Annotated in this window: 26 protein-coding genes and 1 pseudogene; 15 read left to right on the top strand and 12 right to left on the bottom strand. The window is 71.9% G+C overall.

The features are described 5' to 3' along the window. Window positions 1-78: 78 nt before the first annotated feature. Window positions 79-933 (top strand): GNAT family N-acetyltransferase, encoded by an 855-nt coding sequence (locus tag IEY96_RS02925; RefSeq protein ID WP_229791352.1) that lies wholly within the window; start codon window positions 79-81, stop codon window positions 931-933. A 365-nt stretch (window positions 934-1,298) separates the two neighbouring features. Here the strand turns inward: IEY96_RS02925 and IEY96_RS02920 are convergent, their stop codons facing one another. Together IEY96_RS02920 and IEY96_RS02915 are read right to left on the bottom strand one after the other, a co-directional pair. Further along, window positions 1,299-1,565: a hypothetical protein gene (locus tag IEY96_RS02920; RefSeq protein ID WP_189193229.1), complete on the bottom strand. Its 267-nt coding sequence runs from the start codon at window positions 1,563-1,565 to the stop codon at window positions 1,299-1,301. Continuing rightward, the gene (locus IEY96_RS02915) at window positions 1,562-1,840 is read right to left on the bottom strand and encodes a DivIVA domain-containing protein (RefSeq protein ID WP_373293511.1); all 279 of its coding nucleotides are present in this window, start codon (window positions 1,838-1,840) and stop codon (window positions 1,562-1,564) included. Before IEY96_RS02915 ends, IEY96_RS02920 begins: the two co-directional genes overlap by 4 nt. 359 nt (window positions 1,841-2,199) lie before the next feature. Here IEY96_RS02915 and IEY96_RS02910 point away from each other — a divergent pair, with 359 nt between their 5' ends. After that, complete coding sequence (locus IEY96_RS02910) at window positions 2,200-2,388, top strand: winged helix-turn-helix domain-containing protein (protein WP_189193227.1); 189 nt, start codon at window positions 2,200-2,202, stop codon at window positions 2,386-2,388. Between the two features lie 274 nt (window positions 2,389-2,662). On the opposite strand, the gene IEY96_RS02905 is transcribed toward IEY96_RS02910, so the two are convergent. Continuing rightward, the gene (locus tag IEY96_RS02905) at window positions 2,663-4,345 is read right to left on the bottom strand and encodes a P-loop ATPase, Sll1717 family (RefSeq protein WP_189193226.1); all 1,683 of its coding nucleotides are present in this window, start codon (window positions 4,343-4,345) and stop codon (window positions 2,663-2,665) included. A 448-nt stretch (window positions 4,346-4,793) separates the two neighbouring features. Here IEY96_RS02905 and IEY96_RS02900 point away from each other — a divergent pair. Further along, a pseudogene (locus IEY96_RS02900) lies at window positions 4,794-5,163 on the top strand (ASCH domain-containing protein). A gap of 168 nt (window positions 5,164-5,331) precedes the next feature. Here IEY96_RS02900 and IEY96_RS02895 read toward each other — a convergent pair. After that, window positions 5,332-7,011, bottom strand: a complete 1,680-nt coding sequence (locus tag IEY96_RS02895) for a DNA repair helicase XPB (RefSeq protein WP_189193225.1) — start codon at window positions 7,009-7,011, stop codon at window positions 5,332-5,334. Between the two features lie 175 nt (window positions 7,012-7,186). Here IEY96_RS02895 and IEY96_RS02890 point away from each other — a divergent pair, with 175 nt between their 5' ends. Together IEY96_RS02890 and IEY96_RS02885 are read left to right on the top strand one after the other, a co-directional pair. Then, on the top strand, window positions 7,187-8,053 hold the full coding sequence (locus IEY96_RS02890) for a L,D-transpeptidase family protein (protein ID WP_189193224.1): 867 nt from the start codon (window positions 7,187-7,189) through the stop codon (window positions 8,051-8,053). Window positions 8,054-8,107: 54 nt separating this feature from the next. Continuing rightward, complete coding sequence (locus IEY96_RS02885) at window positions 8,108-8,404, top strand: hypothetical protein (RefSeq protein WP_373293512.1); 297 nt, start codon at window positions 8,108-8,110, stop codon at window positions 8,402-8,404. Between the two features lie 40 nt (window positions 8,405-8,444). Here IEY96_RS02885 and IEY96_RS02880 read toward each other — a convergent pair whose 3' ends face one another. Next, entirely contained in the window at window positions 8,445-10,916 is a 2,472-nt protein-coding gene (locus IEY96_RS02880) for a helicase-associated domain-containing protein (RefSeq protein ID WP_189193223.1), read from the bottom strand. Window positions 10,917-10,977: 61 nt separating this feature from the next. Here IEY96_RS02880 and IEY96_RS02875 point away from each other — a divergent pair, with 61 nt between their 5' ends. Together IEY96_RS02875 and IEY96_RS02870 are read left to right on the top strand one after the other, a co-directional pair. Continuing rightward, a complete protein-coding gene (locus IEY96_RS02875; protein WP_189193222.1) occupies window positions 10,978-11,601 on the top strand; it encodes an HAD family hydrolase in 624 nt (207 codons plus the stop codon). Between the two features lie 28 nt (window positions 11,602-11,629). Further along, on the top strand, window positions 11,630-12,016 hold the full coding sequence (locus IEY96_RS02870; protein ID WP_026267952.1) for a cold-shock protein: 387 nt from the start codon (window positions 11,630-11,632) through the stop codon (window positions 12,014-12,016). Here the strand turns inward: IEY96_RS02870 and IEY96_RS02865 are convergent. After that, window positions 11,977-12,807, bottom strand: coding sequence for a 1,4-dihydroxy-6-naphtoate synthase (locus IEY96_RS02865; protein WP_189193221.1), 831 nt, complete (start codon window positions 12,805-12,807; stop codon window positions 11,977-11,979). The genes IEY96_RS02870 and IEY96_RS02865 overlap by 40 nt on opposite strands. A 79-nt stretch (window positions 12,808-12,886) precedes the next feature. Next, the gene (locus IEY96_RS02860) at window positions 12,887-13,444 is read right to left on the bottom strand and encodes a hypothetical protein (protein ID WP_189193220.1); all 558 of its coding nucleotides are present in this window, start codon (window positions 13,442-13,444) and stop codon (window positions 12,887-12,889) included. Between the two features lie 178 nt (window positions 13,445-13,622). Between IEY96_RS02860 and IEY96_RS02855 the strand changes: the two genes are divergently transcribed. Together IEY96_RS02855 and IEY96_RS02850 are read left to right on the top strand one after the other, a co-directional pair. Further along, a complete protein-coding gene (locus IEY96_RS02855; RefSeq protein WP_189193219.1) occupies window positions 13,623-14,855 on the top strand; it encodes a sensor histidine kinase in 1,233 nt (410 codons plus the stop codon). Continuing rightward, window positions 14,852-15,520: a response regulator gene (locus tag IEY96_RS02850; protein ID WP_189193218.1), complete on the top strand. Its 669-nt coding sequence runs from the start codon at window positions 14,852-14,854 to the stop codon at window positions 15,518-15,520. The genes IEY96_RS02855 and IEY96_RS02850 overlap by 4 nt, the downstream gene beginning before the upstream one ends. A gap of 2 nt (window positions 15,521-15,522) precedes the next feature. Here IEY96_RS02850 and IEY96_RS02845 read toward each other — a convergent pair whose 3' ends face one another. Together IEY96_RS02845 and IEY96_RS02840 are read right to left on the bottom strand one after the other, a co-directional pair. Then, window positions 15,523-16,173: a futalosine hydrolase gene (locus tag IEY96_RS02845; protein WP_189193217.1), complete on the bottom strand. Its 651-nt coding sequence runs from the start codon at window positions 16,171-16,173 to the stop codon at window positions 15,523-15,525. Continuing rightward, window positions 16,170-17,768: an MFS transporter gene (locus IEY96_RS02840; protein ID WP_189193216.1), complete on the bottom strand. Its 1,599-nt coding sequence runs from the start codon at window positions 17,766-17,768 to the stop codon at window positions 16,170-16,172. Before IEY96_RS02840 ends, IEY96_RS02845 begins: the two co-directional genes overlap by 4 nt. An 87-nt stretch (window positions 17,769-17,855) precedes the next feature. Between IEY96_RS02840 and IEY96_RS02835 the strand changes: the two genes are divergently transcribed. After that, window positions 17,856-18,695, top strand: coding sequence for a DUF3027 domain-containing protein (locus IEY96_RS02835; protein WP_189193215.1), 840 nt, complete (start codon window positions 17,856-17,858; stop codon window positions 18,693-18,695). Between the two features lie 18 nt (window positions 18,696-18,713). On the opposite strand, the gene IEY96_RS02830 is transcribed toward IEY96_RS02835, so the two are convergent. Beyond that, a complete protein-coding gene (locus tag IEY96_RS02830; protein ID WP_373293509.1) occupies window positions 18,714-18,929 on the bottom strand; it encodes a DUF2530 domain-containing protein in 216 nt (71 codons plus the stop codon). A gap of 134 nt (window positions 18,930-19,063) precedes the next feature. Here IEY96_RS02830 and IEY96_RS02825 point away from each other — a divergent pair, with 134 nt between their 5' ends. The 5 genes from IEY96_RS02825 (at window position 19,064) to thpR (ending at window position 23,685) form a co-directional block, all read left to right on the top strand. After that, window positions 19,064-20,545: an NCS2 family permease gene (locus tag IEY96_RS02825; RefSeq protein WP_189193213.1), complete on the top strand. Its 1,482-nt coding sequence runs from the start codon at window positions 19,064-19,066 to the stop codon at window positions 20,543-20,545. Between the two features lie 116 nt (window positions 20,546-20,661). Then, window positions 20,662-21,111: a MarR family winged helix-turn-helix transcriptional regulator gene (locus tag IEY96_RS02820; protein ID WP_189193212.1), complete on the top strand. Its 450-nt coding sequence runs from the start codon at window positions 20,662-20,664 to the stop codon at window positions 21,109-21,111. A 76-nt stretch (window positions 21,112-21,187) separates the two neighbouring features. Beyond that, window positions 21,188-22,474 (top strand): MFS transporter, encoded by a 1,287-nt coding sequence (locus IEY96_RS02815; RefSeq protein ID WP_189193211.1) that lies wholly within the window; start codon window positions 21,188-21,190, stop codon window positions 22,472-22,474. Between the two features lie 119 nt (window positions 22,475-22,593). Beyond that, entirely contained in the window at window positions 22,594-23,103 is a 510-nt protein-coding gene (locus IEY96_RS02810; protein ID WP_189193210.1) for a hypothetical protein, read from the top strand. 3 nt (window positions 23,104-23,106) lie between these two features. Further along, a complete protein-coding gene (gene thpR / locus IEY96_RS02805; protein ID WP_189193209.1) occupies window positions 23,107-23,685 on the top strand; it encodes an RNA 2',3'-cyclic phosphodiesterase in 579 nt (192 codons plus the stop codon). A gap of 48 nt (window positions 23,686-23,733) precedes the next feature. Here thpR and IEY96_RS02800 read toward each other — a convergent pair whose 3' ends face one another. Both IEY96_RS02800 and sepH read right to left on the bottom strand, forming a co-directional pair. Then, window positions 23,734-24,720 (bottom strand): aldo/keto reductase, encoded by a 987-nt coding sequence (locus IEY96_RS02800; RefSeq protein ID WP_189193208.1) that lies wholly within the window; start codon window positions 24,718-24,720, stop codon window positions 23,734-23,736. A gap of 54 nt (window positions 24,721-24,774) precedes the next feature. Further along, entirely contained in the window at window positions 24,775-25,863 is a 1,089-nt protein-coding gene (gene sepH, locus IEY96_RS02795) for a septation protein SepH (protein WP_189193207.1), read from the bottom strand. Window positions 25,864-25,884 lie beyond the last annotated feature (21 nt).

The raw sequence follows: 25,884 nt of genomic DNA, 5'->3' as shown, positions 1-25,884 counted from the left end.
CACCGGTCCCGGGCGCGGGGCCTACTGCCCAGCGGGCTGCCGGCTTGTGTAGGCGGCGATTGTTACCGGGGGTGGGGAGTGGACGGGCTCATCTGGAAAGAGTTCGGCGAGGAGCACCTCGGAGAGCTGACCCGGCTGGCCGAGGCGTACCTAGCCGTTGACGGCGGGTTGCCGCTGTTCGCCCGTACCCCGCTGTTGCGGGCGCGGCTGCTCCAGACGCGTACCCTCGGCGCCTGGCACGACGGCGGCCTGGTCGCGGCCGTGGGGGTCGGCCTGGGCGGGCAGCCGGCCACCAGCACCGGCCTGGTGCATCCGGACTGGCGGGGGCGGGGTCTCGGCGGGCGGCTGCTGAGCTGGGCCGGCGAGCAGGCGGGTGACGCCGACCTGCTGGTGACCACCGAGTCGTGGAGCCCGGGTGCGGACGCGCTGTTCACGGCGCGCGGCTTCGAGCGGACGTTCATGGAGTGGGTGCAGCGGCACGACCTCACGGCGCTCCCCGATGTCGCACGTCCCGACGGCGTGACCACAGAGCCGGTGACACTCGATGCCGAGCTGTTCGAGACCTACCGGGCGTCGTTCGCCGACCGGCCCGGTTTCGCCGCGCCCGCGGCAGAGGAGTGGCTGGGTGAGCTGGGGGAGGACGACGAGTACCGGCCGGACCTGTCGCTCATCGCCCGCGGTCCCGACGGTGCCACCGTCGGCTTCGTCAACGTCATCGACAACTGGATCGACCAGGTGGGCGTCGTTCCGGGCTGGCGGGGGCGGCGGGTCGGGGCCTATCTGGTGGCTCGTGCGCTGCGGGGTCTGGCGGCCGACGGGGCGCGGGAGGCGTGGCTCTGCGTCAACGACGACAACCCGGCCGCTGAGCTGTACCGGCGGCTCGGATTCCAGGACTTTGGCCGGCGGGCACGCTACCTGCGCCGGCGTTCGTAGCCTGCGGTAAACCCGACGCGCTCGGCCATCGTGGAGGCCGAGCGCGCTGGCAGTGCTTGTCTTCACCGGACGGGTCGATCGTCCGGGCGATCCGGTGTGTCGGGCTTACTGGAAGAGCCGGCCGGGCCGGGTGGCCTTCGCCCTGGTGATCAGGGAATCTCCCCGTTTACGGCGCACCTGGATGCTCTTTGTCGCCCTTTTGATCGGCGTGAGAATTCTGTCCTTCATCGCGTGCCTCTCTTCTCTCGTGCGTCAGATCGGAGATGGCGCTTCCGCGGCATGGCGTCTACCCGCCCTGCCTCGAGTCCGCGTACCCGCTGGGACAGCCGCCATTCCGCCACCACTGGCCCCGGCATCGGTCGTGCTCAGCGGCGGGTGAGCCAGGGTGCGCGGCGTGCGCAGGGCGAGGTGTGGTCGATTGGCAGGGCGCAGCGGCCGCCGCCGGGCAGTGGGCGGTCGCAGAAGACCCAATGACGTACGCACTGCTGGTCCTCGGCCGACACGGTCACGCCGCCGGGCTCGACACGGGCGCTGAGCTGGGCCAGCAGGCGGGCGGCGGTGCGGGCGAAGATCCGGGCGCGGTGCAGATCGGGGGCGGTGACGGGCAGGTGGATCACCCAGCGGTCGGTCATCGGTAGAGGCGGTTCGCCGATTGGGCGCTCTGCCAGGTGCGCAGGGCGTTCTTGATGCGGACATTCTCTTCCTGCACTGCTCTTAGGGCGGTCTGCGCGACGGTGAGTTCGTCGGCCACCTGGTGCAGGAAGGTGCGGATCTCGACGGGGTCCAGGCCGCGCCGGCGGACGTTGAAGCAGCGCTCGCGGATCTGCCAGGGGCGGAGGGGCTGTCTTCTGTTGGTTTGTGCGGTTGGTTGTTCCTCTTCGCGTCGGCCTGCCAGCCGACGGATCAGGTTGCGCACGGGGGACCGCCCTTCGTCGGGTCGCGTCGAAGTGTGGTGGGGCGGCCTCCGCCGGTTGCGGTCGGCGGAGGCCGCCCTGCCCTGCGGCCTGGTCGGGGCACGCAGCAGGGACGCCTTGCGTTCAGCGTTGGGGTGCTGGCACAGCCGACGAGCGAAGTTGGCCGTGCCAGCGACGGTGGATGCCCAACCGGGAGGGCCGGCTGCCTACCAGGCGTTCCAGTGCCGGGCTTCCGAGGTCCAACCTACAATGCAAAGCATGCAAAGAACAAGAGCCGAACATGCTAAGCACGCGAAGTGTTGGCTGCCGAGGTGGCGGCGTGGGAGGATCTTGGGGCCTACCAGGAGTTGCCATGCCCCGAATCCCAGACCGTCAGCGCATTGCTCAGGACATCCGTGACAAGATCAGCTCGGGCGAGTACGGCCCGGGGTCGAAGCTGCCATCCCTGCGCGAGATGTCTGCGCATTACGGCGTCTCCGCCGAGCCGGTCCGATCCGCTCTCCTGATCCTTCAGGCCGAAGGGCTGATCGAAGGTCACTAGGGTAAGGGCGTATACGTAGCTGCGAACCACCCAGCTGTTGACTAGCCGCGGTCAGTCGTAGTCCGTGGGGGAGTGGCGGCGCGGATCTGGGCCGTCGCACGGCCTCAGGGGCCGACCGTAAGCGACCAACGACGCCCATTTGCGACGACGTTTGCCTAGGCGGCAGAGCATGCTCGTCCCGTTTGTCAGACCGGCCCAGCCTTGTTGCCCTAAGCTGGTGTACCACAGAATGGCGGGCTGAAGTGTTGGGTCGTGGGTGACTTTCACTTTCACTTTAGTGACGGTGGCTTGATAGGCGCCGCCACTCTGACTCGGCGAGTTGCACATCCAGGGCGCAATGAAAAGCTGGATGGATAAAGAATTCGCAGTCGGGGCCGAGCCTCACGTGATGGTCTACATGATCGGGATCATCATGTGAGTAGACGACCTCTGGGCTTCTGCCCTCGCGGCACCCCATGAAGCCGAACTTGAAGAAGAGGGCAGTGAGGGGTTTGTAGACCTTCATCCAGTCCAGTTTTCCATCGCCCGAGTTCCACATGTTTCGAGAGAGCGATTCAACCCACTCGACGCCCGCGAAGTTTCTCTTTGCGGGCAGCAGCATTACTTCGTCGAGACGGCTCTGGAAATCGGTTCGGGTCATAGGGTAAGAACATCCACGAAAGACCTCGAAGGCGTCGATGACTCCGGGATACGACGGGCCCCACTCATCGCGGAGCGCCAACAGCCGATCTGTTGAGTAGGCCCGTTCTGAACCGCTAATGTCCTCCCACGTCAGTCGATTCCCACCGCCGATGGCCGAGCTGAAACACTCGTTTAGGTAGGAAATGGCATCTCGTGGCCTCAGGAGTGTGCGATCGAGAATGTGATCCATGGGGTCACCGCGGCGCGAGTTGCCATGCGGGATAACGTCCGCCATTGAGTCGATTTCAAGACCAGCCTCACGCCCTGCCGCTCGCGCTCTCTCGTCCAGAAGTTCTCGCAAGTCTGCACGTGTCCACTTCATGTTCAGCACGAGGGAACGGAACTTCTCCCCTTGGGCCCCACGCTGTCCGAAGTCGATTGTTTCGAAAATGTTGGTTCGGAGTGCCACTAGAACCTTTAGGTTCTGAACCCGCTTCAGGCTTAGAACTGCACTGAATAGGCATCGCACTAGATCGTTGGAAAGCCGCTCGTCGACCCACTGGGTATCCAGGTCATCTATGATCACATAGACAGCATTCTGAGGACTATCGATAATATCCTCATTCAGGACGGATATCATCTTGTTTAGTCGAGCAAGCTGCGTCTCGTTGACAATCCGCTGATAGCGCTCAGCTTCCTCGGTCCGAGATTCGCTTGAGGTTCCGACCCGGCCTTTGCCGCTGACATTTCCACCCTGCCCGGCTATGGCAAGTTTTGCGCCCGCATCTCGCTCGACGCTTCTCTCAAACTTCTCCACGATTTCTCGGACCCGCTGATCGGTTTCGCACCAGAATTTGCCCTCGAATTCTTCGAGGTATTTCAGCGCTTCGCGCTTCCCGGGGTCACGGCTTATCTTCTCCATAAGCGACCGGAGGAAGTTCTGCTTGGCCACAGGCGAATCAACGTTATACCTGTGTCGAATGATCTCGACGAGCAAAACATGTTTCCAGAGCGCTTCAAAGAAGAGATCGAGCCGAACGTCAAGCTGATCCAGGTATTTCACGGCCTGCATATCAGTGATGTAGGGGAGCGACAAGTCCTGTGGGGCAATTCTGATTACCTTGCCTGGAAACTCCTCCTCCAAGCGGGTGAGCGCTGCTGATTTTCCCGCACCCGTTCGTGCAACAACAAAGCAACGAGGATCCCGACGCGAGCGAATGGCGCAGTAATCGCCTGATTCGTAGAAAGCTTCACTGAGAAGAGGGTCGGCCTCCGCCTGCCCGGCTCCCAGATTGAAGTCGCTCCGGAGTCGACGAGTTCTCGGCACGAGCAACACATCCTCGTCTTTTGATCGGACAGTAGTTGCTAGCTAACAATTAGCATGAGGGTGAAAGATCTGGCAACCCTCATGTAACAACAACCGCTAATCACCTTTTTATGGGACAGTATGCTTGATATCGCCCTTGACTGCTATTCATTGTGGGGAGCGGCTGAGGGCTGATGACCCGGTCCCACCGAGTCCGTAGCAGGCCCTTGCGCTGCTGCTTCGTCAACACGTGCCGGGGCGGTGGCTTGGTCCCGGCGGTTGGTGCCGCCGGCGGACATGGAGCTAGGTCGCTTCTGACAGCATTCAGACACTTTTCGGCGCGAGGCGCACCTGTACAAGGACGGACACGCTGCATCTCGCTTTAGGCGAGATATCAGTCAGTGGCGGGTCGCTGGTTCGCTTACCCTTCCCGCGTGGATCGATGATCTTCCTCTGACGGAGCCGCGTTCCCGGGCCGCTGCGAGACAATCTGGTGGCGGCCATCCTGTCTGGTGCGAAGTCCTCGGCCTTCAGCATTGTGCTCGGATATCAGTGCGCGAATGAGCCGCTGCCTCAGGTCGGCCAGCGGTCGGCGGTGGTGGACTTGAGGGCCGGCGCGTCGCGGTGATCGAGCTGAACGAGGTGCGTGTAGTCCGGCTCGCCGATGTTGATCTGCAACAGCCCTCGACGAGGGCGAGGGAGATGAGTCTGTTGTGCAGTGGCGGGCCCGGCACGAGGCGTTCTGGCAGAGCGAGGAAGTGCGCGGGCAGCTTGGCGACCGAGACTTCAGGGTCGACGACAACACCCTGGTGCTGGCACAGCGTTTCCGGCTGGTGCACACCGTTTGATCCGACAGGCGCGCGGTCTTCCGGCTCACGTCACCGGGAATCCTACGGGGGCTCGCCGAGCAGCCAAACCGGCGAAGAGCAGCGGGACAATAACGGACCGGGGCATCGGGTCGAATAAGGGGACCAGATGGACCAGCGCCCGGCCACGACTCGTAAGACGTGAGTCGGCTAGTCGATCGTCGGCAGTTTCGGGCCGAGTACGTCATCGGCGTCCACAATCGTGTACGCGTACCCCTGCTCGGCCAGGAACCGCTGTCGGTGAGCCGCGTACTCCGTGTCGATCGTGTCCCGCGAGACGACGGTGTAGAAGTGCGCCTGCCGCCCATCGGCCTTCGGCCGGAGCACCCGCCCCAGCCGCTGCGCCTCCTCCTGCCGAGACCCGAAGGTCCCCGACACCTGAATCGCCACGGCGGCTTCAGGCAGGTCGATCGAGAAGTTCCCGACCTTGGAGATCACCAACGTCCGGACCTCCCCCGACCGGAACGCGTCGAACAGCCGCTCCCGCTCCTTGTTGGTCGTCGACCCCTGCACGATCGGCGCGTCCAGGTACTCCCCAAGCTGGTGCAACTGGTCGATGTACCCGCCAATGACCAGCACCTGCTCGTCCGGGTGCCGATCCACGAGCGCCCGCACCACCGGCAACTTCGTCCGGGCGGTAGCCGCCATCCGGTACCGCTCCTCGGCCTCCGCCGTCGCGTACGCCAGCCGCTCCGCGTCGGTCAGGGTCACCCGTACCTCGGTGCACTCGGCCGGCGCGATCCAGCCCTGCGACTCGATGTCCTTCCACGGCGCGTCGTACCGCTTCGGGCCGATCAGGCTGAACACGTCGCCCTCGCGGCCGTCCTCGCGTACCAGGGTCGCCGTGAGGCCGAGCCGGCGGCGGGCCTGGAGGTCCGCGGTGAAGCGGAAGATCGGCGCGGGCAGCAGGTGCACCTCGTCGTAGACGACCAGGCCCCAGTCGCGGGCGCCGAACAGGTCGAGGTGGGTGAACGCGCCGCCGCGCCGCGAGGTGAGCACCTGGTACGTGGCGATGGTGACCGGGCGGATCTCCTTGCGCTCGCCCGAGTACTCGCCGATCTCCTCCTCGGTGAGCGAGGTGCGGGCGATCAGCTCGCGCTTCCACTGCCGGCCGGCGACCGTGTTGGTGACCAGGATGAGCGTGGTCGCCTTGGCCTCGGCCATGGCCGCCGCGCCGACCAGCGTCTTGCCGGCGCCGCAGGGGAGCACCACCACACCGGAGCCGCCGGCCCAGAACGCCTCGACGGCCTCCCGCTGGTACGACCGCAGCGTCCACGGCTTGCCGCCGTCCTTGCCGGACTCGGCCAGCTCGATGGGGTGCGCCTCGCCGTCCACGTAGCCGGCCAGGTCCTCGGCGGGCCAGCCGAGCTTGAGCAGCGCCTGCTTGAGCCGGCCGCGCTCGGAGGGGTGCACCTGGATGGTGTCGTCGTCGAGCTTCGGGCCGAGCATCCCGGCGAGCTTCTTGCTCTTGGCGACCTCGATGAGCACCACCCGGTCCAGCGCGCGGAGCACCAGGCCGTGCGCCGGGTCGTTGGCGAGCTGGAGCCGGCCGTACCTGTCCATGGTCTCGGCCACGTCGACCAGCAGCGCGTGCGGCACCGGGTAGCGGGAGTACTTGATCAGCGTGTCCACCACGCCCTCGGCGTCGTGGCCGGCGGCCCGGGCGTTCCACAGCCCCAGCGGGGTGAGCCGGTAGGTGTGCACGTGCTCGGGGGAGCGCTCCAGCTCGGCGAAGGGCGCGATCGCCATCCGGCACGCCTGGGCGTCGGGGTGGTCGATCTCCAGCAGCAGGGTCTTGTCCGACTGCACGATCAGTGGTCCACCGCTCACGCCAGCGTCCTCTCCAAGAGCCGGAAATTCTCGCCCGCACGGCGGCTGACCTGCCGAAGGCGGACCATCCAGTGTTGCACGCCCGAGGGTGTCCGGAAAAAGTCTCGCTGGACAGGCAACGTCACACTCCTCCCGTACGTCTAGCAAGCAGGACAACTGTCCAGGGGGAGGGCCCATGAAGCGTGTCCGGTTCGCCGTCCGGGCCGTCAGCCTGGCAGCGGTCGTGCTGGTCGGCGTCGGTGCGTGCGCGCTCGATCCGCAGGGCGACGGATCCGGGGCGGCCGCCCCGGCCCCCGTCGGCATGACGGAACAGCCATCGGGGGCGAGCGCGACGCCCACGCCGGAGCAGCCGACCACGTCCCCGTCGGCGACGCCGAGCCGGACGGCCACGCCGAAACCCTCCCGCAGCACCACGCCGAAGCCGGCTTCGCCCAAGCCGTCGAAGTCCGCCGGGTGCCCGCAGGGGGAGCACCAGAAGGCCGTGGAGACGTACCTGACCCGGCTGGGCGGCTTCGGGACGCTGACCGTGGACGGCAAGCAGTCGGCCGCCGACTGCACGGCGATCAAGAAGTTCCAGATCCGGTACGGGATCAGCCCGGCCGCCGGTCGCGCCGGCGCCACCACGTACGACGTGGCGAAGCGGCTGGCCGACACCGACACCGGGCGCTGCCGCGCCGGCTCCGGCCTCACCTTCTGCGTCGACCTGACCCGGCAGACCGTCTTCGCGATGCGCGGCGGCAAGGTGGTCATGGGCCCGACGGTGACCCGCACCGGCATGGCCGGCTACGCCACCCCGACCGGCACCTACTCGGTGGGTGGGAAGAACCTGCGGGAGTGGTCCAACCCGTACGAGGTGTGGCTGCCCTACTGGCAGCGGTTCAACGGCGGGATCGGCTTCCACGAGACCACGACCTACCTGCACAACCCCTGGATCGGCTCGCACGGCTGCGTGAACCTGCTGCACCGCGACGCCGTACGCCTCTGGGAGCTGGGCTCGGTCGGCACCCGGGTGGTCGTCTTCGGCCACCGTCCCGGCACCTGATACCCGACAGGGCGTGACCCGCCCGCCCGGATCAGGGTTTTATCCCCTGTCCGGGTGACCCCTTCCGGTGCCACGCTGGAGACCGGGTCCACCACGGGGCGGGAGGGACTGGAGATGACCGTCGATCACGACGTGCTTCCCGAGAACGACCGGGCGCGCCAGCAGGAGGTCTCGACAGCGGTCATGGTCGGCTACGCAACCGCCGCCACCGCCATCTTCGGCTGGTTCCTCTTCGGGCTGCTGGTGCAGCGGCAGGGCTTCGTCGACTCGGTCGGCGAGTCGGCCGGGGCCGCGTTCGGGCTGCTGCTCGCCGTGTCGGTGATCGGCACCCTGCGCCGCAACGGCGACTGACGACGGCTCCAGGCCGCGCCGGGCTGGAGCCGTCGTCGCCTCAGTCCTCCAGCACCGCCGCGGTGATGCGGTGCAGCGCGAAGGTGTGCAGCATCTCGGTGCGCTCGTCCTCGGCGCGCAGGTAGCCGGCCCCGATCGAGACCGGCCGGACCAGCCGGGACGCGGTCGCCCCGTGTGCGTCGACGTAGCCGACCCAGACCAGCGCCTTGTCGCGTACCGCCTGCTGGAGCACGGCGAGCGCGTCGCTGTGGGTGTGCGCGGGTGCCGGGCCGGTCTGCGCCGTTCCGCCGCGGACCACCGCGGGGGCCCGCCGGGCCGCCCGGGCCGCCGCCTCGCCGCGGCGGATCTGCTCGACCACGCCGAGCAGTCGGGGCATCGGCAGCCGCGGCGCCGCGAGCGGGTCGAGGCTGCGGCTGGTCACCGGCACCCGGGCCGGTGCCCGCCGGGTCTTCGGCCGGGCGAGCACCGCCGCGCCGCCGGCGTCCTCGGGCACCGGCGCGTACCCGGCGTCGCGCAGCGCCGTCAGCATCCGGTTCACCTGGTACGGGGTGATCAGCACCGTCGGGGCCAGCCGCCGGAAGGCCAGCGCCTCCAGCCGCTTGTCGGCCTGCACCTCGGTGAGCAGGGCCTCATCGTCGCTGCGCACGTAGCCGCCGGCCGAGCCGACCCGCAGCCCGCCGTGCTTGCGCGCCACGTCGTCCACCAGGTAGGTGAGGCCCTGCGGCACGGGCGTACGCGACCGGCGGCGGAACAGCGCGTGCAGGTCGTCGGCGGAATAGCCGGCGTCCAGGGCCCGCCGCACGCTGGCCGTGGTGACCCGGTGCACGCTCGCCCCGCCGGCCGACTCGTGCTCGGCCACCACGTCCAGTTCGCCGGCGAGCGCCGGGTCGGGCGGGCCGGGCACCACGACGGTCAGGTCGGCCTGCACGAGGAAGTGGTCGACGGGGGCGGGCAGCAGTGCGTCCAGCGCGCGGACGGCGGTGGACGGCTCGCCCGACTCGGCGTCGGAGTACAGCCCGAGCGGGTCGTCGCCCCGCTCGTCGGCGTCGGTCAGCTCGGCCAGCAGCAGCCGCCCGTACGAGGTCAGCGCGCCGAGCCCGGTCACCCCGAGCTGGGCGGCCTCGGCCAGCACCTCGCGGTGCGCGGCCTCCCGGCCCCGGGCCCGGCGGGGCGCCCGCCAGTCCAGCAGCTCCAGCACCTCGTCCGGGGTGGGGGCGGTCGCCGGTGCCAGGTCGGCCAGCACGGCGAGCACCGAGCGGCGGGCGGCCGGCGCGCCGGCCCGTTCCGCCTCGGCGGAGAGCACCGAGATGGGCCGGTCCCGGTCGTCGCGTTGGCCGACCAGGCCCACCTGGCGGGTCATGGTGAGCCAGGCGCGGGCCAGCTGCTCCCAGCGCTGGGCCAGCGAGGCGGCCCGCCACACCTCGTACCCGCCGGTGGGCAGGATCTGCTGGTCGCCCCCGTAGCGGGCGGTGACCGTGCCGGTCAGGTCCAGCTCGCCGAGCAGCCCGGCCGCGTACGCCACCTCGAAGATCAGCGCGGTCGTCGGGTCGTCCAGCCCGAGGCCGCGGGCGAGCCGGCGCAGGTCGCGGACGCCCACGCCGCCGGAGCGCAGCACCGGGGCGGGCTCGGCGGCAAGGGCCTCCAGCAGCGCCTCGGTGTGCCGGACCACCTCCATGGTCTGCCCGGCGCCGGCCGAGTCGACGGCCTTGGCCTCGCGTGGCGGGCTCGACACCAGCGGCGGGCTGGTGCGCAGCGGGCCGAGCGGGCCGCTGTCCCGGCGCAGCAGCAGCGCCACCTCGCGGGGCAGCTCGACGGTGCCGCCGCCCTTGACGGCCGACATCCGGACCAGCAGCCGGTGCTCGACCAGCCAGCGGATCGGGGAGCCGGTGGCCGCGCCGCCGTTGACCAGGTCCGGCGGGAGGACGTCCTCCTCGCCGGTGGCGGGGGCGTCCAGCGCGCCCGGGGGCACGGTGCCGACCGGCGGGCCGGCGGCGAGCCGGTCCAGGATCGCCCGGGCCGAGGGCGGCGCGGCCAGCAGCGTCCGCCGCAGCTTCGCCGGGTCCGCGCAGACGGCCGCCGCGCGCGGGTCCAGCTCCGCGGCCGGCCGGCCCAGCCCCGCCGGGTACGGGGACACCTCGTCGACGCCGCCCACCACGTGCAGGTCGTGCTCCGGCCCGTACAGCAGGAAGAGCGCGCGGAGCTTGTTCACCGCGCCGCGGACGGTGGTCGGGGCGGGCGGGTGCGGGCCGGCGGTGGCCATGGCCAGGATGGACTCGGTGGTGGTGCCGCCGCCCTCCGGGTCCCGGGTGAGCCGGGCGGCGTCCAGGATCAGGAGGGTGAACTGGTCCAGCCCGTCGAGCGCCCGGGCCACGGAGACGCGCGACTGGGCGCGGATGGCGAGGGCGGAGACGTCAGCCGGCACGGGCACGACGAGGTCCGGCCGCAGCTGGAGGAGTGCGGCCAGGGACTCGTCGGGGAGGGTCCGCAGGTGGTCGGCGAGTGAGGTGGTCATCGTCGTTCCACGCTAGCCCGGCCGGGGGCTGTCCCGCCCGTCGGACGGGTACGTTCTCGGCATGCCCCCACTGATGGTCGGATTCGACCTCGACATGACCCTGGTCGACTCGCGCCCCGGCATCGCGGCCGCCTTCCGGGCGCTGACCGCGCAGACCGGCGTGCCCGTCGACGCCGAGCTGGCGGTCTCCCGTCTCGGGCCGCCGCTGCGCACCGAGATCGCGCACTGGTTCCCGCCCGAGCAGGTCGAGGAGGCGGTCACCGCGTACCGGGAGCTCTACCCGGCGTACGCGATCACCCCGACCGTGCCGATGCCCGGCGCCGAGGCCGCGATCGAGGCGGTGCACGCCCGCGGCGGCCGCGTCATGGTGGTGACCTCGAAGTTGGGCCGGCTGGCGAAGCTTCACCTGGACCACCTCGGCCTGGCCGTCGACGAGCTGGCCGGCGACCTGTTCGCGGAGGAGAAGGCGACCGCGCTGCGGGAGCACGGCGGCACCCTCTACGTGGGCGATCACGTGGCCGACATGGTCGCCGCACAAGCTGCGGGAATCCCGGGCGTGGGAGTGGCGACCGGCCCCTGCACGAGGGACGAGCTGAGCGCCGCCGGAGCGCACCTGGTGCTGGATGATCTCACCGGATTCCCGGCGGCGCTGGACCGGATCATCGGGCTAGCCTTGGAGGGGTAGAGGTTCCGAGCGAAGCAGGGGTTTTCAGGTGCCGACGGGTCGAGTGAAGTGGTATGACGCGGCCAAGGGATACGGGTTCGTCACCAGTGACGAGGGTGGCGACGTGTTCCTGCCCAAGGGCGCGCTACCGGCGGGTGTCGCCGACCTGAAGGGCGGCCAGCGGGTCGATTTCAGCGTGGTGGACAGCCGGCGGGGCGCCCAGGCCATGGGGGTCAAGCTGCTGGAGGCGCCGCCGTCGGTGGCGGAGCTGCGCCGCCGGCCGGCCGAGGAGCTGCACGGCCTGGTCGAAGACATGATCAAGGTGCTGGAGGCGAAGGTCCAGCCGGACCTGCGCCGGGGCCGCTTCCCGGACCGGAAGACCGCGCAGAAGATCGCTCAGCTGGTCCACGCCGTGGCGCGCGAGCTGGAGGTCTGAGGGACGAGCCCGGCGTCGGCGGCCCGGCCCAGCAGCGCCTCCACGGCGGCGAAGCCGGCCTCTCCCAGGTCGGCGGTGAATTCGTTGACGTAGAGGCCGATGTGCCGGTCCACCACGTCGGGCTCCATCTCCTGCGCGTGCGCGAGGACGTACTCCCGGCTGGCCTCCGGGTCGGCCCACGCCTGCCGGACCGACTCGCGGATCCAGGCGGCCGCCTCGACCGGGTCGACCGCGCCCTTGCGGGCCAGGATCGCGCCGAGCGGGATCGGCAGCCCGGTGTCGCCCTCCCACCACTCGCCCAGGTCGACCAGGGCGGTCAAGCCGTGCCGCGGGTAGGTGAAGCGCGCCTCGTGGATCACCAGCCCGGCGTCGTACCGCCCGGCCGCCACCCCCGGCATGATCTCGTGGAACGGCACCACCTCGATGCGCGCCGGCGCCTGGTCGGCCGCCCAGAGCCGGAACAGCAGATACGCCGTGGTCCGCTCGCCCGGCACCGCCACCGTCGCGCCGGAGAGGTCGGTCCGGTCGCCCCGGGTGAGCACCAGCGGCCCGCAACCCCGGCCCAGCGCGCCCCCGCAGGGCAGCAGGTGGTAGTCGTCGAGCAGCCACGGCAGCGCCGCGTAGCTCACCTTCACGAGGTCGAACGCCCCGCGCTCGGCGGCCGTGTTGGTCACGTCCACGTCGGCGTAGGTCACCTCGACCGGCGGCACGCCGGGCACCCGGCCGTGCACCAGGGCGTCGAAGACGAAGGTGTCGTTGGGGCAGGGCGAGATCGCCAGGGAGAGCGCCACGCCCCCACGGTAACCCCGTCCGATCCGGTGCCCGCCACCCCGGCCCGTTGGGTGTGACGGGGAACCGGCCGCCTGCGGCTCAGATCTGGTGCAGCCAGGCGACGAAGAGCACCGCCGCGGCCGCGCACGCCAGCAGCGCCACCGGCACCACCCACGCGCCGCCGCGCTCACCGGCCAGGTGAGCCGTCCAGCGCCGGTGCAGCCGGGCGAGGCCGGCCAGCGCCACCAGCCCGGCGAGCGCGAACGGCACCCCCACGAGGAAGTGCGCCAACCAGGCGCCGCCCCGGGTGGGACCACCCCACGAGGTGTCGTACGGGCCGCCGTCCACCACGCCGTACAGCACGCCCCGGGCCACGAACAGCGCCTCGATCCCGAGCGGGATGACGGCCAGCACCCCCAGCACCAGCCCCATGAGCGCGTTGCCGGCCACCGGCAGGGCCCGGACCGGCTGGGTGGCCCGTTCCCCGCGCAGCCGCTGCCAACGGCCGGACAGCCGGGCCGCCGCCGCGGGCCGGCCGGCCAGGACCAGGCCCAGCCCGGCCACGCTCACCACCGCCAGCCCGCCGCAGTACACGGCGTCGAGGAGCACGCCACGGGCGTGGCCGGGCCAGTCTCCGCGTACCTGGGTCATCGTCATGGCTGGCTCCTTCGACTCTCGACGTCCTGGTCAGCGGGGACGCTACGGAGCGGAGTGGTCCCGGCGCATCGCCGCGCGGAGCCAACCTCGGGTGGCTCTCGGGTATGACGGCGCCGGCCGCGAGATCCCCCGTCAGCGCCACGCGCCGGCCGGCCCGCGCTCTATAGGCTCGCCCGTGATGCAGACCATCGGCCGTCGGATCGCCCGGCACGGGTGGCGCGGGGTGCGGACCGTCGTGACGGCGACCGACCCGGCGCCGTCCTGGCTGGCGGGGCGGCCCGCCCCGGTACGCCGGGCGGTGGTCGTGCTGCTCACCACCGCCACCGTCGTCGGGTTCCCGTTGTGCGCCGCGCTCGCCGCCCGGGCCCATCCCGGCGCGGACGGCTGGGCCACCCTGGTCGGCCTGGCCGAGGTGGCGCCGCTCGCGCTGCTCATCCGGTACCCGCTGCTGGCCTGGCGGGTCGGCTGGCTGGCCGCCCTGCTCACCCCGCTCGCCCCCGGGGATCCCTGGGGCAGTTGGGCCTGGGACCCGCCGCAGATCCCGGTGTTCGTGCTGGCGTTCACGGTGGCCGCGCTGCGGTACGGCCGGCCGGCACTGTGGACGATGTGGGCGCTGATGGTGGCCGTGCTGTGGCTGTGGATCCCCGGCCCGGACAGCATCGGCGGCAGCCTCGCGCTGGCCGCGTACGCGGTCCTGCTCGACGCGCTCGCCGGCCGCGCCGGGGCCCGCCGCGCGCTGCACCGGCAGGCCGAGCTGACCCGCGCCGAGTACGCCCGCCGCGCCGCCCTCGAAGAGCGCGCCCGCATCGCCCGGGAGTTGCACGACGTGGTCGCCCACCACATGTCCCTCATCGCCGTGCAGGCCGAGACCGCGCCGTACCGGCACCCGGAGGTGCCCGAGCCGGTGCGCGCCGAGTTCGCCTCGATCAGCGCCGGCGCTCGGGAGGCCCTCGCCGACATGCGACGGCTGCTGGGCACGCTGCGCGGCGCCGACCCGCCGGAGCGCGCGCCGCAGCCCACCCTGGACGACCTGCCCGCCCTGGTCGAGGGCGCGCGCCGGGCCGGTGTGCCGGTCACCCTGGACAGCACCGGCACCGCCGGGGTGCCGGCCACCGTCGGCCTGTGCGCGTACCGCGTCGTGCAGGAGTCGCTGTCCAACGCCGCCCGGCACGCCGGCCGCGCCCCGGTGGCCGTGGCCGTGCGCCGCGACACCGACCTGCTGCGGGTCAGCGTCGTCAACGCCGCGCCGGACGTACCGCCGCAGCCGCGGACCGGCGGGCACGGCCTGGCCGGCATGCGTGAGCGGGTCACCCTCCTGGGTGGCACCCTGTCGGCCGGCCTCGACGGCGCGGGTGGCTTCGCCGTCGTGGCCACCTTCCCGTGCGCCGACGAGCCCGAGGACGTGTCGTGACCACAAGCGTGCTGATCGTCGACGATCAGGCGATGGTGCGCGAGGGGTTCGGCGCGCTGCTGGCCGCCCAGCCGGACCTCACCGTGGTCGGCGGCGCCGCCGACGGGCTGGAGGCCGTCACGCTGGCCCGCCGGCTCCGGCCCGACGTCGTCCTCATGGACGTGCGGATGCCCAGGCTGGACGGGCTCGCCGCCACCCGACTGCTGCTCGACGCCCCGCCGCCGGCGCACCGGCCCAGGGTGCTCATGCTCACCACCTTCGACCTCGACGACTACGTCTACGAGGCGCTGCGCGCCGGCGCCTCCGGCTTCCTGCTCAAGGACGCCCCGGCCAGCGAGCTGGTGCAGGCGGTGCGGGTGGTGGCGGCCGGCGACGCCCTGCTCGCCCCGTCCGTCACCCGGCGGCTGATCGCCCAGTTCGCCCGGCAGTCGCCCGGCGCCCGCCACCGGCCGGCCGCCCTCGACACGCTGACCCCGCGCGAGGTCGAGGTGCTCGTGCTCATGGCGCGCGGCCTGTCCAACCAGGAGATCGCGGCCGACCTCGTCATCGCCGAGCAGACCGTCAAGACCCATGTGAGCCGGATCCTCACCAAGCTCGACCGGCGCGACCGGGTCCAGGCCGTCGTCTACGCGTACGAGTCAGGGCTCGTCGTCCCCGGCGAGTGACCTCAGCGGAGGGCGGCGGCCGCCGCGGTGAGCGCGGCGAACGCCTCGCGCATCCGCCACGACCCGCGGTCGCGGGGGCCGATCGGGTTGGACACCGTCCGCAGCTCGGCGAAGGGCAGGCCGGCCTGGGTGGCGGCGACGGCGACGCCGTACCCCTCCATGGCCTCGGCCACGGCGTCGGGGTGCCGGTCGGCGAGGGCCGCCGTGCTCGCGGCGGTGCCGGTCACCGTGCTGATCGTGAGCACCGTGCCGACGGTGGCCGCCGGTAGGGCGGTCCGCAGGGCGCCCAGCAGGCCCGGGTCGGCGGGTACGACGCTGCCGCCGCCCAGCAGCTCGGCCGGCATGCCCAGGTCCTCCACGGGGATGAAGCCGGTGGGCGACTCGGCGCCCAGGTCGGCGGCGACGCTGCGGTCGGCCAGCACGGTGCCGCCGACCGGCGCCCGGCCGACGAAGCCGCCCGCGATGCCCGCGCTGACCACCGCCCGGTACGGGCGTCCGGCCGCCTCGGCGAGCGCCAGCAGCCGCGCGGTGGCCGCGCCGGCGACGGCGGGTCCGACCCCGACCGGTACGACGGTGACCGTGGGATCGGTGAGGCCCGCCCGGACCGCGTCCGCCTCGGCGGGTACCGCGGTCACCACCAGCAACCCGCTCACGCCACCGGTCCCCGCGGCTCCCGCCGGTTCTCCTCCTCGCTCCCACCCGGCCCGCCGACCGAGGAGGAGGGGCGGTAGATGTGGAACCCGGGCGGCGCCAGCTCGTCGTCGTCGACCGGCGGCGGTGGGTCGGCCCGGGGCGGGGCCGGCGAGGTGGGGGCGGGATCGTCGAACTCCGTGCCCTGCCCGGCGGCCAGTTCGTCGTCGCCGAGCGGGCGCCCGACGAGGTGTTCGCCGCGCAGCCGGGTGGCCACCAGCACCCCGCGGGCGGCCACCAGCGCGGCCACGCAGGCGGCGACCGCCACCCCGACCACGCCGGTGAACGGGACCAGGCCCAGCCCGCCGCCGGCCACGAAGGCGAGCATCAGCGCGGTTTCCGAGTGGGCGAAGGAACTGGCCCGCAGCCGCTCCGGGATCCGCTCCTGGATCGACGCGTCGACCGCGAGCTTGGCGATCCCGCTGAACAGCGAGGTGACGAGGCAGAGCAGCGCCACCATGGGCAGCGAGAACTTCAGCGCGGCGAGCACCGCCACCCCGGCGACGATGATCGTGCCGCTGGACTGGATCGCCGTCGGGCGGTGGATGTGCAGCCGGGTGCCGATCGCGGTGGCCAGGAAGCTGCCCACCGCCAGCGCGCCGCCGACCAGGCCCAGCGCGCCCTGGGCGCCCAGGTTCCGGCCGAAGAAGTCGGTGGTGAGGTCGCCGCCCTTGATCGCGAAGGCCAGGAAGAGCAGCAGGAAGCCGTAGAGCCCGCGCAGCGCCGCCGCGCCGATCAGGGTGGCGATCACCAGCCGGCCGGCCGGCCGCCCCCGGCCCAGCGGGCGTTCCCCGTCCCTGCGGCGCAGCGCCCGCAGCGGACGCGGCACCCGCTCCGGCGGCTCCGAGTCCGCCCGCGGCGGCAGCCGGAGCGAGATCACCATGCCGATGAGGAAGATCAGAGAGGCGACCCGCAGCGGCCACTGCGCCCCGAACCAGAACGCGGCCAGCCCGATCGGGGCGACCAGCGCACCGGCCACCGTGCCGTAGACGCTCGCCCGCGCACCCACCTGGGACAGCCCGAGCCCTTCCGGCAGGAGCCGGGGCACCGCCGCCGAGCGGGCCACCCCGTACGCCCGGGAGAGGGCGAGCACCCCGAACGCGGCCGGGTAGAGCCCGAAGCCGCCGATGTAGTCGGAGATCAACCAGGCCAGGAAGGCGCGGCCCAGCATGGTGGCGGCCAGCGCGTACCGGCGGCCGTGCCGGAAGTGGTCCAGCAGCGGGCCGACCACGGGGGCGAGCATGGCGAACGGGACCATGGTCACCAGCAGGTAGAGCGCGACCTTGTTGCGTGCCTCGCCGAGCGGCACGTCGAAGAAGATCGTCCCGGCCAGGCCGATGGCGATCAGGGTGTCCCCGGCGCAGGAGAGGGCGTGCAGGTCGAAGAGGCGGACCATGCCGACCTCGTTGCCGGCGCTGCGGGCCCGGGCCGTTCCGGCCCGCCGGGTCATCCACCGCCCGCCGTGCAGCGAGCCCCGGAGCAGCAGGCGGGTGGCGCGGATGCCGGTGCCGAAAGTCCGCCCGAGGACGGACCGGCCGGAGCGGGAGGACAGCGGCATGTGTCCCATCCTCGCCCATCTCCTCCACCCGTGCCGCACCACCCGGGGAGAACGACACCGGGGAGTGCCTGTCACTCCACCGCCGGCATGGGGAACAATGGTCCGGTGACCAGGCCCGCCTCCGCCCGCGCTCCCCGGCTCGACCAGGTGTGCGCCGCCGCCGTCGAGGTGGCCCGCTCCGCCATCACCGAGGTCGACCCCTCCGACGTCGGCGACCACCTCCAGGCGGTCGCCGAGGGCGACCGGCTCGTCACGCACTACTTCGAGTGCCGCCTCGCCGGCTACCGCGGCTGGCGCTGGGCCGTCACGGTGACCCGGGTGCCGCGCAGCCGCACGGTCACCGTCTGCGAGACGGTGCTGCTGCCGGGCGGCGACGCGCTGCTCGCCCCGGGCTGGCTGCCCTGGCAGGAGCGGCTCAAGCCGGGCGACCTGGGCCCCGGTGACCTGCTCCCCACCCCGGCGGACGACGAGCGGCTGGCCCCCGGCTACCTGCTCTCCGACGACCCGGCCGTCGAGGAGACCGCCTGGGAGCTCGGCCTCGGCCGGGCCCGGGTGCTGTCCCGGGAGGGGCGCACTGAGGCCGCCCAGCGCTGGTACGACGGCGACCACGGGCCCGACGCCGCGATCTCGGTGGCCGCGCCGGCCGCCGCCCGCTGCGGCACCTGCGGCTTCTACCTGCCGCTCGCCGGCGCCCTGCGGCAGTCCTTCGGCGCCTGCGGCAACTTCTACGCCCCCGACGACGGCCGGGTGGTCAGCGCCGACCACGGCTGCGGCGCCCACTCGGAGACGCTGATCGAGGCGGCCGAGAGCCCGGTGGACGAGCTGCCCACGGTCTACGACGACAGCGCGGTGGAAGCGGTGTCGGTGAGCCGGGCCCCGGGCTCGGTGGAGGCGGCCGAGCCGGCGGAGCCGTACGGCCACCCCTGACGGGTCAGCCCTGACCGGTCAGCTCTGACGGGCGGTGGCCAACCGGCGGCGGCGCCGGTTGGCGTCGTGCCGCATCATCACGGCCAGCCCGGGAAAGCCCCACAGGAAACCGGCGAGGCACGTCCAGAGCCAGTTCTCGTGCCCGTGCTCGGTGAGCCAGTCGCGGAAGAAGAGCAGCAGCACCAGCCCGGCCACCGCCCAGACGATCAGCCCGGCGACGGCGAACGGCACCATCGGCGGGTCGAGCGGCTCGGGCCGCGGTTGTTGCTCCTGGGGCACGCGCCCAGCGTACGCGATCGTTCTTCCCTGCCCGTGAGTGATCTGGGACGATGCGCGCGACAACCGGTCGATCAATATGTGAGGACCCGATGGCCATAGCGCCGCCGCCGGACCACGGCACCCCACCCGATCCCGCGCACCCGCGCAACGCCTTCGACCGCTTCTTCGAGATCTCCGCCCGCCGGTCGACGCCGGGCCGGGAGGTCCGGGGCGGTCTGGCCACGTTCTTCACGATGGCGTACATCGTGGTGCTGAACCCGCTGATCCTGGGCAGCGCGGTCGACGGCGACGGGCGCAAGCTCGCCATCCCGGCGCTGGCGGCGGCCACCGCGCTGGTCGCCGGCGTGATGACCATCCTGATGGGCGTGGTGGCCCGGTTCCCGATCGCGCTGGCCGCCGGGCTGGGCGTGAACGCGCTGGTCGCGTTCGAGATCGCGCCGCAGATGACCTGGGCGGACGCCATGGGGCTCGTGGTGATCGAGGGTGTGCTCATCGGCATCCTCGTGCTCACCGGGCTGCGTACCGCGGTGTTCCGCTCGGTGCCGACCCAGCTCAAGACGGCGATCGGTGTGGGCATCGGCCTCTTCCTGACCATCATCGGCCTGGTCGACGCCGGCTTCGTCCGGCGGGTGCCGGACGTCGCGAACACGACCGTGCCGGTCGGGCTGGGCATCAGCGGCAAGATCGTCAGCTGGCCCCTGCTGGTCTTCGTGGTGGGCCTGCTGCTCACGCTGGTGCTGGTGGTACGCCGGATCCGCGGCGCGATCCTGATCGGCATCCTGGTCTCCACCGTGCTGGCGATCATCGTGGAGGCGGTCGGCAACATCGGGCCGTCCTTCGTCAACGGCAAGCCCAACCCCAAGGGCTGGGCGCTGAACGTGCCCGAACTGCCGGAGAAGGTGGTGGACGTCCCCGACCTCTCCCTGCTCGGCAACTTCAACGTGCTGGACTCGTGGGCCCGGGTCGGCTGGCTGGTCCCGTTGATGTTCGTGTTCACCCTGCTCATCACGGACTTCTTCGACACCATGGGCACGATGGTCGCCATCGGCCAGGAGGGCGACATGCTCGACGAGCGGGGCACCCCGCCGCGGGCCCGGGAGATCCTGCTGGTCGACTCGATCGCCGCGGCCGCGGGTGGCGCGGCCTCGGTGTCGAGCAACACGTCGTACATCGAAAGCGCGGCCGGGGTCGCGGAGGGCGCCCGGACCGGGGTGGCCAACCTGGTCACCGGCGGCCTGTTCCTGCTGGCCATGTTCCTGGCGCCGCTGGCGGTGGTGGTGCCCTTCGAGGCCGCGTCCACGGCCCTCGTGGTGGTGGGCTTCCTGATGATGACGGCGGTCCGCACCATCGACTGGACCGACTACGAGATCGCCATCCCGGCGTTCCTCACCATCGTGCTGATGCCCTTCACCTATTCGATCTCGAACGGCATCGGCGCGGGCGTGATCACCTTTGTCCTGCTGAAGCTGGCCAAGGGCAAGGTCCGCGAGGTCCACCCCCTGCTGTACGGGGTGGCCGCGCTGTTCGTCCTCTACTTCCTGCGCGGGCCGATCGAGTCCGTGGTGCTCTGAACGCTCGGCGGCCGGGGCGTCCAAATCGGATGCCCCGGCCGCGAGCAGGGCAAACCTCCGGTGAGCCTGGTCATATCGCATGTCGTTAGCCAGGCTCATTAGTTAAGCTAACTACTGTGACGGAGCGGACGGTGACGGCGAAACGCGTGCCACCGGCGCAGCTGGCCCCTCAGCTGCGTGATGCGATCACCCGGCTCAACCGGCGGGTCCGACAGGCCCGCCCGGTCGGCGACCTCACGGTCACCCAGCTCTCGGCGCTCACCAGCCTCAAGCTGGCGGGCGCCCTGACACCCCGGGAGCTGGCCGATGTCGAGCGGGTGCAGCCGCCCACGATGACGAAGATCGTCGCGAAGCTGGAGGAGCGCGGCCTCGTGCAGCGCACCCCCCATCCGACCGACGGACGGCAGGTCATCCTGGCGGCAACCGAGGGGGGACGGGCCGTGCTCGACCAGTTCGAGCGGGCCCGCAACGAGTGGCTGGCCAGCCGGTTGGCCGCGCTGACCGAGGAGGAACGCGACACGCTGCGACGTGCCGCCGACATCCTCCAGGGCATCGCTCGCGCCTGAACGGGTACCCGCGTCCCGCGGTCCGCTTCGTCCGTTGTGGATGAGGCGTACTTGATCGCGAGGAGGCGCACCTAGAGTGCAGGCCAGGCTGAGCACGATGTTCCAGTCCCTACGAGTCCGTAACTACCGACTCTTCGCCAGCGGACAGCTGATCAAGTTGATCGGCGTCTGGATGATGTTCATCGCCCAGGACTGGCTCGTCCTCGAGCTCAGCGACAACTCCGCGACCGCGCTCGGCGTGGTCACCGCGTTGCAGTTCACCCCCGTCCTCCTGCTGACCCTGCTCTCCGGCCGCCTCGCCGACCGCTACGACAAGCGGATGCTGCTCTTCGTCGCCAACGCGTTCTGGACCGTGCTGGCGCTGGTGATGAGCGTCCTGGTGATCACCGGTCTGGTGCAGCTCTGGCACGTCTTCGCGTTCGCCGCCCTGCTCGGCGTCGCCAACGCGGTGGAGACCCCGGTCCGGCAGGCGTTCGTCTCCGAACTGGTCGGCATGCCGCTGCTGCCGAACGCGCTCTCCCTCAACGCGGCCACCTTCAACTCGGCCCGGATCGTCGGCCCCGCCGTCGCCGGCCTGGCCATCGCCGCCTTCGACGTCGGCCCGGTCTTCATGTTCAGCGCGCTCAGCTCGATCGCCCCGCTGGTCAACGTGGTCCGGATGCGCGCCGCGGAGCTGCACCGAAAGGACCTGCCGCCGGCCGGCGAGCGTGACCAGGCCAAGGTGGTGGACGGCCTCCGGTACGTCGCGCGCCGCCCCGACCTCCTGCTGCCGATGGTCGTCATGTCGGTGATCGGGATGAGCCTGTTCAACTTCCAGCTCACCCTCGCCGCGCTGGCCAAGACCGTGTTCAACACCGGCGCCGCCTCGTTCGGCCTGTTCAGCACCGCGCTGGCGGTCGGCGCGCTGGTCGGCGCCCTCGCCGGCACCGGGCGGCGCAGCCGGCCCTCGGTCTGGCTGGTGCTCGGCGCGGCGGTCGGCTGCGCCACCTTCGGCACCCTGGTCGGGCTCGCCCCGGCGTACTGGCTGGTGGTCACGCTGCTGCTGCCCACCGGGTTCTTCATGGTGTTCTTCGCCCAGGCCGCCAACCAGCGGGTCCAGCTCGGCGTCGACGCCGCCTTCCGGGGCCGGGTCATGGCGCTCTGGGTGCTCGTCTTCCTCGGCACCAACCCGGTCGGCGCGCCGATCATCGGCTGGGTGGCCGAGACCTTCGGCGCCGGCGCGAGCATCTGGATCGGTGGCCTGATCTCGCTGGCCGCCGCGCTGCTGGCGCTCACCTGGCAGCTACGCCGCTCCGGCGCCCGGCTGCGGATGCGGGTGCTGCCCATGCCGCGCTTCTACGTGGTATCGCCTGGGGCGGAGTGACCCGTCGACCACCGGAAGGACCGGTTCCCCCTTGTGGGAACCGGTCCTTCCTCATTCATTCGCGTCCGGATCTCGCCAATCGGGTGGCGTGCGGGGACGGCGGGGCTTAGCGTCGATACGTGGGAGTGGGGCGGGGACTTCTGTTGATGCTCGCGATCCTCGCTGTCTGCTGCCTGCCGGCCCTGTTCGCGCTGGTCTTCTGCGCCGACGAGATCCTCGACCGGGTGGCCTGCGGGTGGGCCGAGTGGCGCGAGCAGCGCCGGGAACGCCGCACCATCGCCCGGCTGGACCGGGCCATCGAGGCCGAGTCGCTCACCCGGGACATCGACCTCACCGAGCTCGACCGGACGGGTCGCCGCCCGCTGGAACAGCTCGCCACCGACCTGCGCCGCCTCGGCGGCCACCGGCTCGCCGCCAGCGACCGCTCGGTGGTCTGGCACGGCGCGGTCATCGACGCGTACGACGAGCGGCTGCGGGCCGCCTGCGGGGCGCTGGGCATCGCCGAGCACCTGACCGAACTCGACGGCGTCGACCGGGAGATCGAACGGGTCCGCGTCGAGGGCCTCCTGCATGCCGCCGGGCTGACCCTGCCCGCCGCCCGCCCCGGCCACCACCAGCGGCACCGCTGACCGGTGCGGCTCTTCGTCGCGGTCTACCCGCCGAAACCGGTGGTCGACGACCTGGGCGCCCAGGTGGCCCGGCTGCGCACGGGCGCCGCCTCCGCGGCCGGCACCAACGTCCGGCTGGCCGACCCCGCCAACGCCCACCTCACCCTGGCGTTCCTCGGCGACGTGCCCGACGACCGGCTTGTCGACGTGGAGAGCGCGCTCGGCCTCGCCGCGCAGACGTTCCGCGACGCCCGGGCCAGCTCACCGAGGCTGCGGCTCGGCGGCGGGGGCAGCTTCGGGCGCGGCCGGTTCACCGTGCTCTGGGTGGACGTATGCGGCGAGGTCGACGCGCTCGCCGTGCTTGCCCGACTGATCCGGTCCGGCCTGCGCCGGGCCCGGCTGCCGCACGACGAGAAGCCGTTCCGGGCCCACCTGACCATCGCCCGCCCCGGCGACCGGATCGACCGCGCCGACGTGCTGGCCGACCGCGAAACCCTGCACGACTACCTGGGCCCGGAGTGGAGCGCGAACGAACTGGTCCTGGTCCGCAGCCACCCGGGCCCCCACCCCACCTACGACCGCCTCGCCGCCTGGCCCGTGTGACGAACCGACCGGGTTGACCGGAACAGCCCGGCCAACCCGGTCAGCGGGTCACCAGGCCCAGGCCTCCGGACCCGGGCCGCCGTTGCCGATCGGGGGGAACAGCTCGTCCAGCTTCTCCAGCGTCTGCTCGTCGAGGTTCACGGACAGGGCGCCCAGGTTGCGGTCGAGCTGGTCCATGGTGCGTGGGCCGACGATCGGGGCCGTCACGCCCGGGCGGGAGAGGAGCCAGGCCAGCGCCACGTCGGCCGGGTCGTGGCCGAGGTCGGCGCAGAGCTTCTCGTACGCCTCGATGGTGGACCGGTGCTCGGCGAGCGCGTCGGCCGACCGGCCGGAGGCACCGCGGGCCGCGCCGCCCTCGGCCATTTTCCGGATGACCCCGGAGAGCAGCCCGCCGTGCAGCGGCGACCAGGGGATGATGCCCAGCCCGTAGTGCTGCGCGGCCGGGACCACCTCAAGCTCGACGTGCCGGGTCATGAGGTTGTAGATGCACTGCTCGGAGACGAGGCCCAGGAAGTTGCGGCGGCCCGCCGCGGCCTGCGCCTGCGCGATGTGCCAGCCGGCGAAGTTGGACGAACCGACGTAGAGGACCTTGCCCTGGGCGACCAGGGTCTCCATGGCCTGCCAGATCTCCTCCCACGGCGTGGTCCGCGAGATGTGGTGCATCTGGTAGAGGTCGATGGTGTCGGTCTGCAGCCGGCGCAGCGAGTCCTCGCAGGCCCGGATGATGTGCCGGGCGCTCAGGCCCTGCTCGTTGGGCCACTCGCCCATCTTGCCGTAGACCTTGGTGGCCAGGACGACCTTGTCCCGGCGCCCGCCGCCCTGGGCGAGCCAGCGGCCGATGATCTGCTCGGTGACGCCCTCACCGAGCTTCCAGCCGTAGACGTTCGCGGTGTCGAAGAAGTTGATCCCGTGTTCCAGTGCCCGGTCCATGATGGCGAAGCTGTCCGGCTCGGTCGTCTGCGGACCGAAGTTCATGGTGCCGAGGCAGAGCCGGCTCACCGACAGACCGGTGCGTCCCAGGTTCGTGTACTCCATGGGTCCACCCTGGCACGCGGGCACTTAGAGTGCCTTACGACAACTCCCGAAAGGTCAGGAGGACTCGCGGGCCGCCGGGCCGCTGCCGAAGAGGACGTCGTCCCAGCTCGGCAGCCGCTTGCGGGGCTTGCCACCGGCCTCGGTGGACTCGGTGCCGCTGCCGCCGGTCGCCGACCCGGTGCCGGTGCGCCGCGGCCGGAGCACGGCCAGCGACGGCACGGCCGGGATCTCCTTCGGCGCGTCCGAGTCGTCGTCGAACGCGGAGCCCTGGCCGCCGCCGAGCAGCGCGGCCGCGCCCCCGGTGACCGCCCGCTGGCGGGGTGCGTCGGACCCGGCCAGCGCGGCCGGGGACCGGGTGTCCAGACCGCGGCCGGAGGTGCCGCCGAGCGGTCGGTCCAGCGAGGCGAGCAGCGCGTCGCGGCCGGCGCGGATCGGGTCCCGCCCCGGACGGGCGTGCTCGGCGGGCGACGGCAGGCCGTGCCCGCCCCGGCTCGGCTCGCCGCGCGACGGGCCGGGCAGCGCGTGGCCGCCCCGCTCCGGCGCCGGCTCCTGGCCGAGGATCGGCGTGGGCCGCTCGGCGCACAGGTACTGCGCCATGTCGTCGTGCGGGGTGACGTTCTGCCGGAGCTTGTCGAGATCCCAGACCGCCTGCGCGGTGGCCTTGCCGGACGGCCAGGTGGCGATGATCCGCCAGGTGCCGTCGTCGCGCCGGTAGGCATCCCAGGAGATCTTCTCGGTGTCGATCCCGTGCTGGGCCAGCCGGCCGTTGACGACCTCGGCCAGCGGGGTCGGCTTCTCGGCGCCCTTGAGCCGGGTGCGCCGGGCGTGCTGGGCGAGCATGGCCCGCTCCTGGAGCACCGGGCCGGCGTAGCGCAGCACCCGGTCGACCGGCACGCCGGCGATCCGGGCGACGTCCTCGGCGGACTCGCCGGAACGGATCCGGGCCTGGATGTCCCGCGGGGAGAGCGACGGCGTGGGGTCGGCGGCGGACGGCACGACCGCGAGGGGCGTCGCGCCCGGCTCGGCGTGCAGGGCCGACGCGATGCGCTCGTCGATGGGCAGGGCGAGCAGGCGCCCGACCTCGTCGGCGAGCACCAGAGCCTGGCCGTCCTCCGAGAGGGCGACGAAGCGTACTGGGCGCATGGGCTTGCCTCCGTCCCGCTT

The sequence above is a fragment of the Micromonospora fulviviridis genome, from assembly GCF_014648395.1.
Lineage (GTDB): Bacteria > Actinomycetota > Actinomycetes > Mycobacteriales > Micromonosporaceae > Micromonospora > Micromonospora fulviviridis.
The sequence above is the reverse complement of the archived record's forward strand: the minus strand, read 5'-3'. Positions and strand labels throughout refer to the sequence as shown.

Coding starts and splice junctions, on each gene's coding strand:
- IEY96_RS02920 (WP_189193229.1), bottom strand. CDS start 1,565: ATGACCGACCGCTGGGTGATCCACCTGCCCGTCACCGCCCCCGATCTG.
- IEY96_RS02910 (WP_189193227.1), top strand. CDS start 2,200: ATGCCCCGAATCCCAGACCGTCAGCGCATTGCTCAGGACATCCGTGAC.
- IEY96_RS02890 (WP_189193224.1), top strand. CDS start 7,187: ATGAAGCGTGTCCGGTTCGCCGTCCGGGCCGTCAGCCTGGCAGCGGTC.
- IEY96_RS02880 (WP_189193223.1), bottom strand. CDS start 10,916: ATGACCACCTCACTCGCCGACCACCTGCGGACCCTCCCCGACGAGTCC.
- IEY96_RS02875 (WP_189193222.1), top strand. CDS start 10,978: ATGCCCCCACTGATGGTCGGATTCGACCTCGACATGACCCTGGTCGAC.
- IEY96_RS02860 (WP_189193220.1), bottom strand. CDS start 13,444: ATGACGATGACCCAGGTACGCGGAGACTGGCCCGGCCACGCCCGTGGC.
- IEY96_RS02855 (WP_189193219.1), top strand. CDS start 13,623: ATGCAGACCATCGGCCGTCGGATCGCCCGGCACGGGTGGCGCGGGGTG.
- IEY96_RS02840 (WP_189193216.1), bottom strand. CDS start 17,768: ATGCCGCTGTCCTCCCGCTCCGGCCGGTCCGTCCTCGGGCGGACTTTC.
- IEY96_RS02835 (WP_189193215.1), top strand. CDS start 17,856: ATGGGGAACAATGGTCCGGTGACCAGGCCCGCCTCCGCCCGCGCTCCC.
- IEY96_RS02830 (WP_373293509.1), bottom strand. CDS start 18,929: ATGGTGCCGTTCGCCGTCGCCGGGCTGATCGTCTGGGCGGTGGCCGGG.
- IEY96_RS02825 (WP_189193213.1), top strand. CDS start 19,064: ATGGCCATAGCGCCGCCGCCGGACCACGGCACCCCACCCGATCCCGCG.
- IEY96_RS02800 (WP_189193208.1), bottom strand. CDS start 24,720: ATGGAGTACACGAACCTGGGACGCACCGGTCTGTCGGTGAGCCGGCTC.
- sepH (WP_189193207.1), bottom strand. CDS start 25,863: ATGCGCCCAGTACGCTTCGTCGCCCTCTCGGAGGACGGCCAGGCTCTG.